This window comes from Roseovarius atlanticus (assembly GCF_019802205.1).
GTDB classification, from domain to species: domain Bacteria; phylum Pseudomonadota; class Alphaproteobacteria; order Rhodobacterales; family Rhodobacteraceae; genus Roseovarius; species Roseovarius atlanticus_A.
The window spans coordinates 512,836-526,900 of record NZ_JAHVHQ010000003.1; the positions used below are offsets into that span (position 1 = coordinate 512,836).

A 14,065-nucleotide genomic window follows, 5' to 3' on the forward strand; every position below is an offset into this window, starting at 1 on the left:
TCGCGGTGCGGGTCTGCGCCATGCCGGGGGACGGCAGGCGGCATTGCGAGAGGCTAGTTCGACTTTCGGCTCGGGACGAAGGGCAGGGGCAGGATCGGCACGCCGTCCTCGATCAGCCTGCGGGCTTCCTCGGGTTTCGCCTCGCCATGAATGGGGCGGTCCGGGGTCACGCCGTCATGCATGTCGCGGGCCCGTTTGGCGAAACTGGTGCCGACATATTCGGAGTTTTCCTCGACCTGCCGTTTCAGGGCCGCAATGGCGCGAGCGCGGTCGTCGGTGGGGGCGGAGAGGCCGCCGCGCGCCGACGGGGCCTGCGGGGCCGGGGCGGCGTTTCGGCTGGCGCGGACACTTGGGGCCATCATCGCCTTCTCCACCGAGCCGTTTCCGCACACGGCACAGGACACCATGCCGGCGGCGTCGAGCTTGTCGAAGGCCGCAGCCGACTGGAACCAGCTTTCGAACTGGTGGTCATTCTTGCATTTCAGGGTGAACTTGATCACCGTTCCGCTCCGCTATCCGACGTGTAACAAATAGGCAAAATCCCGGTACAATCAAGCACAAGAGCGGTGCCGGGCGATTTACAACCTGCGCGGGTCGAAGGTTTTCAGCAGGTGCGCAAGCTCGGGCTCGTTGACCCGTTTGGCGGCCTTCTTGAGGCTCATCCAGCGGCGTTTGCGCTGTCCGGCCTCGGGGAAATCATCGGCAAGGGCGTTGACCTTCACCGGGTAGACCATGACGACGCACGGCAGCTTGTCGGCGGTGCCAACGCCCTTGGAATAGGAAAAGAGCGCAAGGCACGGGCCCGCGACCTTGCCGCGCACGCCGGCCTCTTCCCAGGCTTCGCGCAGGGCGCTGTCGCCAGGGGTCTTGCCTTCGATCGGCCAGCCCTTGGGGATGATCCAGCGCCCGGTGCGCCGGGAGGTGATCATCAGGACCTGCGGCTGGCCCGCCTTCATCCGGTAACACAAGGCGCCGAATTGGGTGCGCACGTCGCGCTTGTCGGGAATCTGCAGCGCCAGGGGAAGCTGATCTTTGCTGTGTAGGGTCATCGGGTTCTCTCCTGCCCGTCTGCTCAGACCGGAATGTATATACGAAGTATTAGCACGATTTTATTCGATTCACATGAATTTTCCATGATAGCCGCGCATTTCGCTGCCGCGATGCAGCGCGCCGTCGGGTCCGAAACGTGAATGGCGCTGTGCCACGGCTCTTGTGTCGCCTCCGCAGGTGCAGGATACTTGCGCCGATGTTACGCATTTTCGGCCTTCTGACAATCATTTGCACGATGCTGGCGACGGTCGCCCCGGGGCGGGCGGATGCGCCGGTCACCATTTTCGCCGCCGCGTCCCTGCGCGGGGCGCTCGATGCCGCGCTGGAGGGGGCAGGGACGCAGGTGCGTGTGTCCTATGGCGGGTCGGGCACCATGGCGCGGCAGATCGCGCAGGGTGCGCCCGCGGACGTGGTGATCCTGGCGAACGTGGCCTGGATGGACTGGCTGCAGGAGCAGGCCCTTGTGGACGCCGGCAGCCGCCGCGACATGTTGGGCAACCGGCTGGTGCTGGTGGGCCCGAAAGGCGCGGCGCCTTTGGACCGTGTGGACGCCGACGCGCTGACGGGCAGGCTGGCCGGGGGGCGGCTGGCCGTGGGTCACACCGAGGCCGTCCCGGCGGGCATCTATGCCAGGGAGTGGATGCAGGCGGCGGGCCTTTGGGAGGCGCTGCGCCCGCAACTGGCCGAGAGCGAGAACGTCCGCGCGGCGCTGGCGCTGGTGTCGCGCGGCGAGGCGCCGCTGGGCGTCGTCTATGCCAGCGATGCGCAGGCCGATCCGGGCGTCGTGGTTCTGGCGGAGATCGACGCGCGCCTGCATGCCCCGATCATGTATCCGGCCGCCCTGATTGCGGGGCGCGACAGCGAGGCCGCGCGCGGGGTGCTGTCGCATCTGCAGCGCGACGCGGCGCGGCAGGCGTTCGAGCGGCATGGATTCGTGGTGCTTGGGGACGATCGGTGACCTTTGGCCTGACCGAAGCGGAATCGGCGGCGCTGGCGCTGTCGCTGAAGGTGTCGTTCTGGGCGGTGCTGGTCAGCCTGCCGCTGGCTGTCGCGATGGCGTGGGTGCTGGCGCGCAAGCGGTTCCCGGGCAAGGCGCTGCTGAGCGCGCTGGTGCATTTGCCGCTGGTCCTGCCGCCGGTGGTCACGGGGTATCTCCTGCTTTTGACCTTCGGGATGAACGGGGCGGTGGGCCGGGTGCTGGCCGAGTGGGGGATCGTGTTCGCCTTTCGCTGGACCGGCGCGGCGCTGGCGGCGGGGATCATGGGGTTTCCGCTGATGGTGCGCGCGATACGGCTGGCGATCGAGGCGGTGGACCCCAGGCTGGAAGAGGCGGCGGAGACGCTGGGCGCGGGCCGGATGGCGCGGTTTCGTACCGTGACGCTGCCGCTGATCGCGCCGGGCATCCTGGCGGGCGTGGTGCTGGGCTTTGCCAAGGCGATGGGCGAATTCGGCGCGACCATCACCTTCGTGGCCAACATTCCCGGTGAGACGCAGACCTTGCCGTCGGCGATCTATGCCTTTCTGCAGGTTCCGGGCGGGGAGACGGCGGCGATCCGGCTGGTCGTGCTGGCGACCATCGTGGCGCTGGGCGCGGTATTGGTCTCGGAATGGCTGGCCCGGCGCGTGGCGCGGCGCATCGGGCAGGAAGCGCCGCGATGAGCCTGAGCGTCGAGATCGGGCATCGGTTTCCGGGGCTGGCGCTGGACGTGGCGTTCGAGGCCGGGGCCGGGGTGACGGCCCTGTTCGGGCCGTCGGGCGCGGGGAAATCCAGCGTTGTCAATGCCATCGCCGGGCTGTTGCGTCCCGATGCCGGGCGGATCGCGCTGGACGATACGGTGCTGTTCGAGGGCAAAGGGGGCGTGCACGTGCCGGCGGCGCGCAGGCGCATCGGATATGTCTTTCAGGACGGGCGGCTTTTTCCGCATATGAGTGTCGGGGCCAATATCGAATACGGCGCGCGCTTTGCGCCCGGTGGGCTGGACCGGCCCGAGATGGGGCGGGTCGTGGGGCTGCTGGGGCTGGAGGCGCTGCTGGGCCGGCGGCCCGGCACGCTCTCGGGCGGGGAGAAACAGCGGGTGGCGCTGGCGCGGGCCTGGCTGTCGCGACCGCGCCTGCTTTTGATGGACGAGCCGCTGGCGGCGCTCGACGAGCCGCGCAAGGACGAGATCTTTCCTTACCTGGAGCGGTTGCGGGACGTGGCGCAGGTGCCGATCGTCTACGTGTCGCACAACCTGGCCGAGGTGGCGCGGCTGGCCGACGACCTGGTGGTGATGCAGCGCGGGCAGGTGGTGCTGTCGGGCAGGGCCGAGGCCGTGCTGAGCGATCCCAAGGCGCTGCCCCTGGTCGGCGTGCGCGAGGCCGGGGCGATTCTGCCGGCGCGGGTGGCCGAGCACGGGGCCGACGGGCTGAGCCGCCTGGTGCTGTCGGGCGGGGAGCTGTTGCTGCCCGGCGTCACCGCGCCCGAGGGCAGCATGATCCGGCTGCGGGTGCTGGCGGGGGACGTGCTGCTGTCACAGGCGCGGCCCGAGGGGTTGTCGTCGCACAACGTGCTGCCGGTCGCGGTCGTGGCGCTGCATCGCGGGATGGGGCCGGGCGTGGCGGTTCAGTTGCGGGCGGGCGACGACATGTTCCTGGCGCGGATCACCCAGAGGGCGGCCTCGGAGATGGGCCTGGCCCCCGGCAAGGCCTGTTTCGCGATCCTGAACGCCACCGCGATCCCGCGCGGCAGTATCGGCGGTGCGGTGCCTTCGCTGACAGGGTAGATCCTGCGAGTTGACATTTCTGACTAAATCGATCAGAAATTAGGTCAAGCCAGCCGGATCGGTCAGCCACCCCCTGAAATCGCAAGCAATGGAGCGCGATCATGCATGTGATCCGACAGACAGAATCGGCAGGCCTGGAGCCGCGGCCCGCGGGCGTGCCGGACGTGAACTTTCCCCTTCTCGGGTCGGCGATGGCCAGTGGGCTGTGCCTTGACCTGATGATCGAACGGCTGCTGGAACGCGCCGGGGAGGTCCGGGCATGATCCGCGCACAGACCAAGGCGATGCCGCAGCTGGTGGCCGATACCGAAACCAGCGAGGCCCTGTTTGACGCAAGGGAGTTAACGAAAGGTCGCACGACCGCGCAAATCACGCTGGACGACAAGGTCTATACCTTGCGGATCACGCGGGCGGGCAAGCTGATCCTGACCAAGTGAGGGCGGTCCGGACGATCCCGGATCATGTCCGGGATGGCTCTGCACCTTTGGCGGCCACGTGACGTGGCGCCCGGCCAAACGTTTTTGTCGGGTTTTTGCTGGCAAGTCTCGGCGGGATGTGGCAGCGAAGGGCGCCAACACCCTTTGAGGACCTGCACGCCGCATGTCGGAAAGCCTGCTGCACCGCCTGGCCTGGATCGTCGTCGCGCTCTGCGTGGCGCCGATCATCGCGTCCGCGCTGGCGGCGTTCACCGGCGACCTCGACACCTGGCGCAACGTGTTGTCGAGTGTCCTGCCGCGCTATACCGCGACGACGCTGATCCTCGTGGTGGTGGTGGGGCTGTCCACCGCCGTCATAGGCTCTGTCACCGCGTGGCTGGTGACGGTCTATCGCTTTCCGGGACATCGCTGGCTGGAGATCGCGCTGGCGCTGCCGCTGGCCTTTCCGGCCTATGTTCTGGCTTATGCCTATACCTATCTGCTGGACCATCCCGGCCCGGTGCAGACCCTGCTGCGCGACCTGACGGGGTGGGGGCCGCGCGACTACTGGTTCCCCGAGATCCGCAGCCTGGGCGGTGCGGCGCTGATGCTGATCATCGTGCTTTACCCCTATGTCTACCTGCTGGCGCGGGCGTCGTTCCGGCAGCAATCGTCGAACGCGTTCCTGGTGGCGCGCACGCTGGGGCGCTCGCCGATGGCGGCGTTCTGGCGGGTGGCGCTGCCGATGGCGCGCCCTGCCATTGCCGGCGGCGCGCTTTTGGCGGTGATGGAGACGATCGCGGATTACGGCACGGTGGCGTTCTTCAACGTGCAGACCTTCGCCACGGGGATCTACCAGGCGTGGTTCAGCCTGGGGGACCGGCCCGCTGCGGCGCAGCTGTCGCTGTGCCTGCTGTTGTTCGCGCTGCTGGTGGCGGGCCTGGAGCGGGCGCAGCGGGGCCGCGCGCAGACGGCGGGACGCGGGGCGCGGTTCGACACGCTGGAAAAGCCGCGGCTGACCGGCGGCGCGGGATGGATCGCGACACTGGTCTGCCTCGTGCCGGTGCTGCTGGGCTTCATCGTGCCGGTCATCATGCTGGGCACGATGGCGGTGGGATCGGGCCAGAACCTCTTTGCGGCGCGCTATATCGGGTTCATGCAGAATTCGGTCCTGCTGGCCTCTGTCGCGGCGGTGCTGACGGTGATGGGCGCGATCCTGATCGGGTTCCGCGCCCGCACCCGGCCCACGCGGGGCAGCAAGGCGCTGGTGGTGGGCGCGGGTCTGGGATACGCGGTGCCAGGCGGCGTCATCGCGGTGGGGCTGATGGTGCCGATGGCCGCCGCGGACAACCTGATCGACCGGATCATGGAGGCCAATTTCGGCATCGACACAGGCCTGCTGATCACCGGGTCGATCTGGCTGATGGTGCTGGCATACATGACCCGATTCATGGCCGCCGCGCTCAACGCCTATGACAGTGGCATGGCGACCGTGCCCGGGCATTTCGATGCCATCGGGCGGTCGCTGGGACAGTCGGGGCCGAAGCTCTTGATGCGGGTGCATCTGCCGGTGGCGCGGTCCTCGGTGCTGACGGCGCTGCTGATCGTGTTCGTGGACGTGATGAAGGAGTTGCCGGCGACGCTGATCCTGCATCCGTTCAACTTTCAGACACTGGCGGTACAGGCGCACCGGCTGGCCGCCGACGAGCGGCTGCACGAGGCGGCGGTGCCGTCGCTGGTGCTGGTGGCGTTCGGGTTGTTGCCGGTGATCATCCTCTGCCGGTCGATCGGGCGCGAGGAGCCGGGGCGCCGCGCGGCTCGGCTGGGGGCGGCGATGAAAGCCGGATAGAGCGGTTTCGCCGCGGGCTGCGCCCGCGCCGACCGGGGCGAGAGGCGCTGCCTCTCGCGCTCTCCGGGATATTTCCGGCCAGAGGAAGAGCCGTGGCAAGGATCGCGCCGGCCCGCGGCATGGCGGGCCGGCGTGTAATCGGTTCAGCTGGTTTGCAGGTAGCTTTCCAGGCTGTCGTCCAGCGCATCTTTCCACGGCGTATGGTGGGCGGGTGCCTGCTTGCCCGTCATGGGCGAGACGTAGCCGTGGTCGCGGAAGGCCATGATGTCCTTCTTCTTGTGCTTCTTCCAGGCGTAGAACTGCTGGCAGGCCATCTCGACGTCGAAGCCGGGATAGTCGGTTTCGGCCATCAGTTCCTCGGTGTAATCGCCCTGGTAGCGGATGCAGGCGTAATCGTCCTCGAGCGCGTCCTCGTCGGCCTGGCGCTTTTTCCAGTCGGCCTCCATCGTGGCTTTGTCCGGCAGGGCGATGCGGCCCAGGATGCAGTCGCGGACCCACCAGGCCTGGGCGTCGAACATGTTGAAGGTGAACCACTGGTCCTGCATCCCGAGGTAGAACATCCTGGGATTTTCGATCCAGACGACGCCCTTGTAGAGGTCGTCCGCCGCCAGGCGGTTCGCGGTTTTCAGGCGCAGGTCGTCGGGCAGGAAGGGGAAGTGGTGCTTGTAGCCGGTGCACAGGATGATCGCGTCGACCTCGCGGGTGTGGCCGTCGGAGAAATGGGCGGTCTTGCCTTCGACCTTCTCCAGCGCCGGAACCTCGTCCCAGTTGTCGGGCCAGTCATAGCCCATGGGGCCGGAGCGATAGCAGGTGGTGATCGAGTTGGCGCCGTATTTCCAGCATTGCGAACCGATATCCTCGGCCGAGTAGGACGCGCCCATCAGCAGGATGTCCTTGCCCTCGAACTCGCGCGCGTCGCGGAAATCGTGGGCGTGCAGGATGCGGCCGTTGAACGTGTCGAAGCCCGGGTAGTGGGGCACGTTGGGCGTGGAGAAGTGGCCGGTGGCGACGATGACGTGGTCGAACTCTTCCGTCGTTTCCTTGTCGGCCTTGGAATCGCGGGCGGTCACGGTGAATTTCTCGGTCTTGTCGTCGTAGCGCACGTCGCGGACCACGTTGTTGAAACGGATCCAGTCGCGCACGCCGGCCTTTTTCACCCGGCCCTCGATATAGTCGAAAAGCACGGCGCGGGGCGGGTAGCTGGCGATTTCCTTGCCGAAATGTTCGTCGAACGTGTAATCGGCGAATTCGAGCCCCTCCTTGGGGCCGTTGGACCACAGGTAGCGGTACATCGAGCCGTGGCAGGGCTCGCCATCCGCGCCGACGCCGGTGCGCCAGGTGTAGTTCCAGAGACCGCCCCAGTCGCTCTGCTTTTCGTAGCAGACGATGTCGGGGATCTCGGCGCCCTTGTCGGCGGCGGATTGGAAGGCGCGCAATTGCGCCAGCCCGGACGGTCCCGCGCCGATGACGGCAACTCTTTTCTTGGCCATTTTAACGTATCTCCCTAGATTGGTGTGGACCAATTATTGACTTTGGTTCTTTTGGTTCCTTTTACTAAGCCAAAGACTGGACCAGTCTGTCAAGGATTCCTTAAGGGAGCGTGCGGTGGCCGCGGAAACATCAAGTTTTGCTCAGAGATTGGCCCTTTCGGGGGTGATGCCGCGCCTGTCGGTGGGCATGGCGCGGACGGTGGATATCGGTTTCCTGGCGCCCTTGTCGGGGCAGGCGGAAAGCTGGGGGCTGCCCGGATTGCAGGGCTGCCGCATCTGGGAGCGGTGGCTGAACAACGCGGGCGGGGTGCTGATCGGGGGGCGGCGCTATCCGATCCGTATTCATGCCTGCGACAGTGGAGAAAGTGTTGACGCGGCGCGCGAGGGGGCGCAGGCGCTCATGCGCGAGCATGACATCAAGCTGATGATGATGCTGGGCGGCGACGCCTATCGGGCGGTGGGGCAGGACTTGATGGACAAGCGCATCCTGACCTCGACCCTGCTGCCCTCGGACCTGTCGCCGGACGCGCCTTACCTCATTGCGCCGTCGGAGGTGCATCCGGTTTACGTGGTGACCGGAGTCGAGTGGCTGACGCAGCGGCATCCGGAACTGAAGACCGTGGCGCTTTGCGCTCAGCAGGACGGGATGGGCCTGCCGTCACTGGCCACGTACCGTGCGGCGTTCAAGGCGGCGGGGGGCGAGATCGTGCACGAGGTGCAGTACCCCGCGGAAGGCGCGCCGGCGGAGAACGTGGTGGGGCCGATGCTGGCCGCGAACCCCGATATCCTGTGCTGGTGCACGAGCTATACGCCGATGGTGCACGCGATGACGGAATACGCCCATGCCAAGGGATTCAAAGGACAAATCCTGTCCTGCACCTGCGATCACTACGGTCACCTGGTGGAGCGGCTGGGCAGGGATTTCATGGAAGGCGTGGTGTTCCAGTTCCCCGATTTCGACGATCCGGCGCTGAGCGAGAAGGCGTTCTTCTTCAACCGGCCGCATGCGTTCTACGAGGAATACAACGCCGCCTATCCCGACAGCTGGACGGCCGTGAGCTGGGAATACGCGGCGATCCTGGATATCTGGCACGCCGCGGTGGAAAAGGCCGACAGCGTGGCGCCGGCCAGCGTGCTGGCGGCGATGAAGCAGTTGGGCGAGGTCACGCATGCCTTCGGTCCCGCCGAGTGGTGGGGCACGGAGATGTTCGGGATCGACAACGCGCTGGTGGGCGATTGGCCGGTGGTGCGCATCGAGGAGGGGCGGGCCAGGGTCGTGGCGTTCGGGTCGGTGCCGGGATGGTTGCGGCGGCACGAGGATCTGTTGCGGGCGGAGATGCAGGACCTGGGGCAGATGTGGCAGCAGCGGCTGTCCTATGAGCGGGTGCTGGCGCTGGGGGCGCGCGTGGTGCAGGGCGAGGACGCGACCGAAGGGTAAACGAGAGCGAATCGGGCCGAATCGGCGTGTCGGTATTGCGTCGGTATCCAGGTGGTATTCCGACGGTGCGTTTTTTGCTGATTTGGCAAGTGAACGGGGCGTGCGGTGCAAAAGCCTTTTGAAGGCTTTTGCCAAGACTTTTCCGAAAAGTCTTGGCGGGCGTTAACCGGAGTTAAGGCACATTAATCATCCTGAAGAAGCAGTTTCTGTTCCTCGACCAGATGCAGCTTGATGAACTCCACCGCCTGGCCGACGTCGCGCGAGGCGATGGCGTTGTAGAGCGTGTTGTAGCGTTTCTGGTAGTCCTGCATCCGGCGTGGCGTGAGCGCGCGGCGGCGCAGGCGGGTGCGATAGCTTTCGCGGTAGGTGTCGATGGCCAGCCGGTAGCACGAGGCCAGAAGCGCGTTGCCGGTGCCTTCGGCGATCTGCAGGTAGAGCTGTTCCTCGAGCGCGATGAAGGCGTCGATATCGGTGGTGACGGTTTCGATCCGCGACAGGGTTTCCGACAGCGCGGTCAGCATGCGCGGGGTCATGTTCACCACCGCCAGCCGGACGATCTCGGGTTCCAGGATGCCGCGCACGACGAGGTGGTCGAGGGGGCTGGTCTCGCCGGCGACGGAATCGGGCGAGGGGGCGGCCTGGGGCGTGGAGCGGTAGGTGACGAAGCTGCCGGCGCCGGGGCGGCGGCGGATGACCTCCTGGCCTTCGAGCACGTCGAGCGCCTCGCGCACGGTGTTGCGGGCGACGCCCAGTTCGGCGGCCAGCGTGCGTTCGGACGGCAGGCGGGTGTCGCGGGGATATTCCTCGGACTTGATCCGCGCGAAAAGCGTGTCGACGACGATCTGCACGGTCGCGCCCACGGGGTGGGCGAGGCGCAGTTCGGGGGCGGTGTCTTGGGTTTCTGTGCTCATCGGACCAGACCAATTTCGGTGTAACTGGTATAAATTGGTCTGGTGGGCGCGTAAAGCGTGGTCATGCGCCGCCGTCCCATGCTATTGCGGGGCCCATGAGCAAGCCAGCCCCCCTGATGTCGAGTTTCCACGCCGTCGAGGCGGACTGGATCGACTATAACCAGCATATGAACATGGGCTATTACACGGTCCTGTTCGACCGCGCCGCCGACGAGGCCTATGCCGAGATCGGCTTCGGACCGGAGTATCGCGACGCCAGCGGCTGCACCACCTACACGGCGGAGTTTCACGTGCGCTACCTGCGCGAGCTGAAGCTGGGCGACCGGGTGCAGGCTGCGTTCCGCATCCTCGACCATGACGAGAAGCGGTTTCACAGCTACCAGGAGCTGATCCGCGAGGATGGCACCGTGGTGGCGACGGGCGAGGGGATCGCGTTGCATGTGGACCAGTCGGGACCGAAGGTGGCGCCGATGCCCGAGGCGATCCTGGCGCGCCTGCGGCAGGTGGCCGAGCAACACGGGAAGCTGCCGCGCCCCGAGACGGCGGGACGCGGCATGGGATTGCGGCGCCGGCGTTAGGCGCAACGCGCCTGTCCTCCCCCACGGAGCGGCACCGCTCTCCGTTCAGTTGCCCGAGGCGAGACCCCTTGCCAGGAACGTCTCGTAGAATTCGATCGCAGAATAGCACATCGTGACCGAACTGTCGTTCGGGTTGTACCAGGCGTTGATTTCCTCGCATTCGCGGAAGGTGACGGTCAGGTCGCGGGGCCAGACGAAATACTCCTCGAAGACCCGCAACAGCGTCGGGATCAGATCGTTGAATTTCATCAGCGCCTCGGTGGTGCGGCCGTATTCCGTCTGCGTCGGCTGGAAGACGAGGTTGATCTTGCCGCCGGGTTGGTTGGCGGGGAAGCGGCCGGGCAGGTCGGGGCCGAGGTTGCGGCCGCGCAGGGCCAGCAGTTCTTCCCAGGCTTCGAACTTGGCCTGGTATTCCTGGGCGCAGCGCTGGCGGGAGCGGTCCGTGAAGTCGACCGTGTTGGCGAGCGGGTCGAAGACCTGCGGCCCGGAGCCGTAGATGATGCAGAAGGAGTTGCGGAAGCGCTTGATGTCGGGCGCGTGCTCGTCCTGCCAGTCGTGGGTGACCTGGTGCTGCTCGAGCGCCTTGGCGGAGTAGTACCACAACAGCGTCGAGCTGCTGATGATGCCGGTGATGTACTCGGCGGTCTGGGGTGTGGCGCCTTCCATCACGCTGGCCATCGCGAAAGCCGAGAAACTGTCGGCCGTGTCTTCCTCGGGGCCGGTGGCCGGCAGGTCGGTTTCGCCGATCACGGCGTGCGCCATCTCGTGCAGGAAGATGCCGAGGGCGACGCCCATGCGGCGCTGGGCCTGGTCCGCGGTGAGGCCGGCAACCGGGGACGTGCCCGGTGTCTGCTGTCCGCCTTCCTGCTGATCGGGGATGGGTGGTGGGCCGTCACCGCCGGTGTTGGGAATGGGCGGCGGGCCGTCACCGCCGGTATTGGGGATGGGCGGCGGACCGTCGCCGCCGGTGTTGGGGACGGGAGGAGGACCGTCACCGCCAGTGTTGGGGATGGGCGGAGGGCCGTCGCCGCCGGTATTGGGGATGGGCGGAGGGCCGTCGCCGCCGGTATTGGGGACGGGAGGAGGACCGTCACCGCCAGTGTTGGGAATGGGTGGCGGGCCGTCGCCGCCGTCATTTGCAGGCGGGGTCCGCGGGCCATCGTCGTCGCCGCCGGGCGTGGGCAGGGTGTTGTCGCCGCCCGGTGTCGGAAGGGGGCTGGTGGTCCGGATCGGCTCGACCGTGAGGCCGGTAAAGCCCGCGACGCCGGTGCCATAGGTGATGACCCCGGTGCGGCGCGACACCGGGCCGCCGAAGCTGGCGTTGATCAGCGTGTCGCCGTTCAGCGTCGCGTGGACATTGGTGCCTTCGACCGCGAGCCTGAGGATGTCGCTGCCGTCGAGCCGCGCGGAGGTGGTGTCGAGCGGCTGCGGATTGAAGCCGTCGGCGTTGCGCACGATCACGTAAGGGGTTCCGTCGCTGGCGATGCTGACGGCGAAGTAACTGTCGGCGGCCTCGTAATTGAAGATCATGCCGGCATGCATCGGCGCCGGCTCGTCCGACTGGGCAAAGAGCGTCACGGCGACCGAGAAATCGGTGTCGGCCATGTCTGCCAGGTCCGTCCAGTAATAGCGCACGTCGCCGGGATCGCTGGTGTTGCGGAACGTGGCCCAGCCGCCCTCGGTGCCGACGGTCCAGGGGCCGTCCTGCCCGGTCTCGACCACACGTGAGAGCGGACCCAGATGCGGATCGAGGCCCGATTGCGCGTGGCCGGGCAGCGGCAGGGCAAGAACGAGGGCGCAGGCAAGCACGCCGGTAAGGTATCGAAGACGAGAACGTGGCACGGAGGCCTCCCCCTGATAGGTCTGTGCGGCGGGCCGCTGGTGGTTGACGGACAGTAAACCCGAAAAGGCGGTCTGGCGGCTTCACCCAATTGGGTGAGGACGCGGCTGCGCCGGGGCGCGATAGTCGGTCTGATGCAGCGCGGCGCCGGGGCCGCGCGAAAACCGCCGGGGGGACCGTCTTGCGCCTGTTGATCGCTTTCCTCATTCCGGGTCTTGCCGGTCTGGCCGGGCCGGAGGCGGCCCGCGCGCAAGCGGAGCGGACGGAATATTACATGGCGCATGCGGGCCGGGAGGCGGGCCCGTATTTCATCGACGAGCTGCGCACCCGGATGTTGATGGGGCGGCTCAGGCGCGACACGCCGGTCTGGACGACCGGCATGGCGGCGTGGCAGCCGGCGGCGGAGGTGCCGGATGTGGGCGCGCTGTTCGACCCCGCCCTGCCGTCGATTCCGAAGGAGCGCGATTTCGATCGGTTCGTGCAGGGCACCTGGACGTCGGAGCCGGTCACGACCGACGTGCCGGGCCTGGGCCGGGGCGTGGCCACCGGCGAGACGGTCTTTCGCGCCGATGGCACCTACAGTTTCACCGGGCAGGTCGACCTGACCGACGCGGCCGGCGCGGCGTGGGCCATGCAGCTTGCGTCGGAGGGCGGCTATACCGTGACGCGCAAGGCGCCGGACCGCTTCGAGATCGTCTTTGCCGCGCCGCTGGTCATGACCCTGCCGAGCGACGATCCGGCCGGGGCCGACCGGGTCGAGCGGACCGAGGTGCCGCCGGCGGAGTTCGAGGTGATCGACGACAATACCATCCGCGACGCGCAAGGCACGGTGTCGCGGCGCAAGATCTAGATGTGCTTGGATTTTTACGTGAGAGGAACATGTTCATGAGACGACTGGCAATGAGGATTGCGACGGGACTGATGCTGACGGTGCTGCCGCTGGCGGCGGCGGCGCAGTCGGAACCGTTCTACATGGTGGAAAACGGCCAGCAGGGCGGACCCTATTCGATGGACCAGCTGGCCGCCAAGGTGCAGAGCGGCGCGTTGCAGCAAACCACGCTGGTCTGGGCGGGTGGCATGGCCGACTGGACGCCCGCCGGCAACGTGCCAGCGCTGCAGGGGCTTTGGCAGGCGACGCAGACCCCGCCCGACCAGCCGCCCACCTTGCCGGAGACGCAGCCCACCAATACTCCGACCACCCAGCCGACCGGGAACCCGCAGCTGGACGCGCTGGCCGAGCAGGAGCGGCGCGACATGGGCGTGCCGGCGACGAACCAGCTGCACAGCGGGGCGATGCACGGGCCCACGCCCAATTCCATCCCCGGCGGTCAGCTGATCACCACCAAGGGGCTGACGGAGATGGTGCAGCGGCAGATGACATTTGCGCTTTTCGACGTGCTGGGCAGCAACGAAACGCTGCCGGGGGCGATCAACGCCGTGGGGGCCGCCCAGGCGGGCAGTTTCCAGGACCAGACCCAACAGCAGATGGGCCAGTTCCTGACCCAGCTGACGCAGGGCAAGACCGACACGCCGCTGGTGTTCTACTGTTTGTCGGTGGAATGCTGGATGTCCTACAACGCGTCGCTCAGGGCGATCAACCTCGGGTACACCAACGTGCTTTGGTATCGCGGCGGGATCGAGGCCTGGAAGGCGGCGGGGTTCCAGACCGTGCCGGCGGGGCAGATGCAGCAGGGCCAGCAGCCGCAGCAGTTCATCGCGGAGTGATGTGAAG

15 protein-coding genes are annotated in these 14,065 nt (G+C 67.1%); 10 read left to right on the forward strand and 5 right to left on the reverse strand.

Annotation, left to right across the window (positions count from 1 at the left end; genetic code table 11):
* Nucleotides 1-53: 53 nt before the first annotated feature.
* A complete protein-coding gene (locus KUV49_RS08335; RefSeq protein WP_222449548.1) occupies nucleotides 54-500 on the reverse strand; it encodes a DUF1178 family protein in 447 nt (148 codons plus the stop codon).
* Between the two features lie 78 nt (nucleotides 501-578).
* Nucleotides 579-1,049, reverse strand: a complete 471-nt coding sequence (locus KUV49_RS08340) for an NUDIX hydrolase (protein WP_222449549.1) — start codon at nucleotides 1,047-1,049, stop codon at nucleotides 579-581.
* Between the two features lie 197 nt (nucleotides 1,050-1,246).
* On the opposite strand from KUV49_RS08340, the gene modA reads away from it, so the two are divergent.
* The 6 genes from modA (at nucleotide 1,247) to KUV49_RS08370 (ending at nucleotide 6,076) form a co-directional block, all read left to right on the forward strand.
* Nucleotides 1,247-2,008 (forward strand): molybdate ABC transporter substrate-binding protein, encoded by a 762-nt coding sequence (gene modA, locus KUV49_RS08345; RefSeq protein WP_222449550.1) that lies wholly within the window; start codon nucleotides 1,247-1,249, stop codon nucleotides 2,006-2,008.
* Complete coding sequence (gene modB, locus KUV49_RS08350) at nucleotides 2,005-2,709, forward strand: molybdate ABC transporter permease subunit (protein ID WP_315899489.1); 705 nt, start codon at nucleotides 2,005-2,007, stop codon at nucleotides 2,707-2,709. Before modA ends, modB begins: the two co-directional genes overlap by 4 nt.
* Nucleotides 2,706-3,812, forward strand: a complete 1,107-nt coding sequence (modC, locus tag KUV49_RS08355) for a molybdenum ABC transporter ATP-binding protein (protein ID WP_222449551.1) — start codon at nucleotides 2,706-2,708, stop codon at nucleotides 3,810-3,812. The genes modB and modC overlap by 4 nt, the downstream gene beginning before the upstream one ends.
* Nucleotides 3,813-3,913: 101 nt before the next feature.
* Complete coding sequence (locus tag KUV49_RS08360) at nucleotides 3,914-4,075, forward strand: hypothetical protein (protein ID WP_222449552.1); 162 nt, start codon at nucleotides 3,914-3,916, stop codon at nucleotides 4,073-4,075.
* 20 nt (nucleotides 4,076-4,095) lie between these two features.
* The gene (hemP, locus tag KUV49_RS08365) at nucleotides 4,096-4,248 is read left to right on the forward strand and encodes a hemin uptake protein HemP (protein ID WP_254701860.1); all 153 of its coding nucleotides are present in this window, start codon (nucleotides 4,096-4,098) and stop codon (nucleotides 4,246-4,248) included.
* Nucleotides 4,249-4,411: 163 nt separating this feature from the next.
* On the forward strand, nucleotides 4,412-6,076 hold the full coding sequence (locus tag KUV49_RS08370) for an ABC transporter permease (RefSeq protein ID WP_222449553.1): 1,665 nt from the start codon (nucleotides 4,412-4,414) through the stop codon (nucleotides 6,074-6,076).
* Between the two features lie 143 nt (nucleotides 6,077-6,219).
* On the opposite strand, the gene KUV49_RS08375 is transcribed toward KUV49_RS08370, so the two are convergent.
* Nucleotides 6,220-7,566, reverse strand: coding sequence for an NAD(P)-binding domain-containing protein (locus KUV49_RS08375; RefSeq protein ID WP_222449554.1), 1,347 nt, complete (start codon nucleotides 7,564-7,566; stop codon nucleotides 6,220-6,222).
* 166 nt (nucleotides 7,567-7,732) lie between these two features.
* Between KUV49_RS08375 and KUV49_RS08380 the strand changes: the two genes are divergently transcribed.
* On the forward strand, nucleotides 7,733-9,004 hold the full coding sequence (locus KUV49_RS08380) for an ABC transporter substrate-binding protein (RefSeq protein WP_222449555.1): 1,272 nt from the start codon (nucleotides 7,733-7,735) through the stop codon (nucleotides 9,002-9,004).
* 182 nt (nucleotides 9,005-9,186) lie between these two features.
* Here the strand turns inward: KUV49_RS08380 and KUV49_RS08385 are convergent, their stop codons facing one another.
* Entirely contained in the window at nucleotides 9,187-9,915 is a 729-nt protein-coding gene (locus KUV49_RS08385; RefSeq protein WP_152491777.1) for a FadR/GntR family transcriptional regulator, read from the reverse strand.
* Between the two features lie 95 nt (nucleotides 9,916-10,010).
* Between KUV49_RS08385 and KUV49_RS08390 the strand changes: the two genes are divergently transcribed.
* Nucleotides 10,011-10,493, forward strand: coding sequence for a thioesterase family protein (locus KUV49_RS08390; protein WP_222449556.1), 483 nt, complete (start codon nucleotides 10,011-10,013; stop codon nucleotides 10,491-10,493).
* Nucleotides 10,494-10,538: 45 nt separating this feature from the next.
* Here KUV49_RS08390 and KUV49_RS08395 read toward each other — a convergent pair whose 3' ends face one another.
* The gene (locus KUV49_RS08395; RefSeq protein WP_222449557.1) at nucleotides 10,539-12,335 is read right to left on the reverse strand and encodes a DUF4344 domain-containing metallopeptidase; all 1,797 of its coding nucleotides are present in this window, start codon (nucleotides 12,333-12,335) and stop codon (nucleotides 10,539-10,541) included.
* A gap of 179 nt (nucleotides 12,336-12,514) precedes the next feature.
* Between KUV49_RS08395 and KUV49_RS08400 the strand changes: the two genes are divergently transcribed.
* Both KUV49_RS08400 and KUV49_RS08405 read left to right on the forward strand, forming a co-directional pair.
* Nucleotides 12,515-13,183: a DUF4339 domain-containing protein gene (locus KUV49_RS08400; protein WP_222449558.1), complete on the forward strand. Its 669-nt coding sequence runs from the start codon at nucleotides 12,515-12,517 to the stop codon at nucleotides 13,181-13,183.
* Nucleotides 13,184-13,218: 35 nt separating this feature from the next.
* Nucleotides 13,219-14,058 (forward strand): GYF domain-containing protein, encoded by an 840-nt coding sequence (locus KUV49_RS08405; RefSeq protein ID WP_222449559.1) that lies wholly within the window; start codon nucleotides 13,219-13,221, stop codon nucleotides 14,056-14,058.
* Nucleotides 14,059-14,065: the final 7 nt, after the last annotated feature.

What these genes read in the sequence shown, in the direction of transcription:
- KUV49_RS08340 (WP_222449549.1), bottom strand. Translation starts at nt 1,049, where the DNA reads ATGACCCTACACAGCAAAGATCAGCTTCCCCTGGCGCTGCAGATTCCC.
- modA (WP_222449550.1), top strand. Translation starts at nt 1,247, where the DNA reads ATGTTACGCATTTTCGGCCTTCTGACAATCATTTGCACGATGCTGGCG.
- modC (WP_222449551.1), top strand. Translation starts at nt 2,706, where the DNA reads ATGAGCCTGAGCGTCGAGATCGGGCATCGGTTTCCGGGGCTGGCGCTG.
- KUV49_RS08360 (WP_222449552.1), top strand. Translation starts at nt 3,914, where the DNA reads ATGCATGTGATCCGACAGACAGAATCGGCAGGCCTGGAGCCGCGGCCC.
- hemP (WP_254701860.1), top strand. Translation starts at nt 4,096, where the DNA reads ATGCCGCAGCTGGTGGCCGATACCGAAACCAGCGAGGCCCTGTTTGAC.
- KUV49_RS08370 (WP_222449553.1), top strand. Translation starts at nt 4,412, where the DNA reads ATGTCGGAAAGCCTGCTGCACCGCCTGGCCTGGATCGTCGTCGCGCTC.
- KUV49_RS08375 (WP_222449554.1), bottom strand. Translation starts at nt 7,566, where the DNA reads ATGGCCAAGAAAAGAGTTGCCGTCATCGGCGCGGGACCGTCCGGGCTG.
- KUV49_RS08380 (WP_222449555.1), top strand. Translation starts at nt 7,733, where the DNA reads ATGCCGCGCCTGTCGGTGGGCATGGCGCGGACGGTGGATATCGGTTTC.
- KUV49_RS08385 (WP_152491777.1), bottom strand. Translation starts at nt 9,915, where the DNA reads ATGAGCACAGAAACCCAAGACACCGCCCCCGAACTGCGCCTCGCCCAC.
- KUV49_RS08390 (WP_222449556.1), top strand. Translation starts at nt 10,011, where the DNA reads ATGAGCAAGCCAGCCCCCCTGATGTCGAGTTTCCACGCCGTCGAGGCG.
- KUV49_RS08405 (WP_222449559.1), top strand. Translation starts at nt 13,219, where the DNA reads ATGAGACGACTGGCAATGAGGATTGCGACGGGACTGATGCTGACGGTG.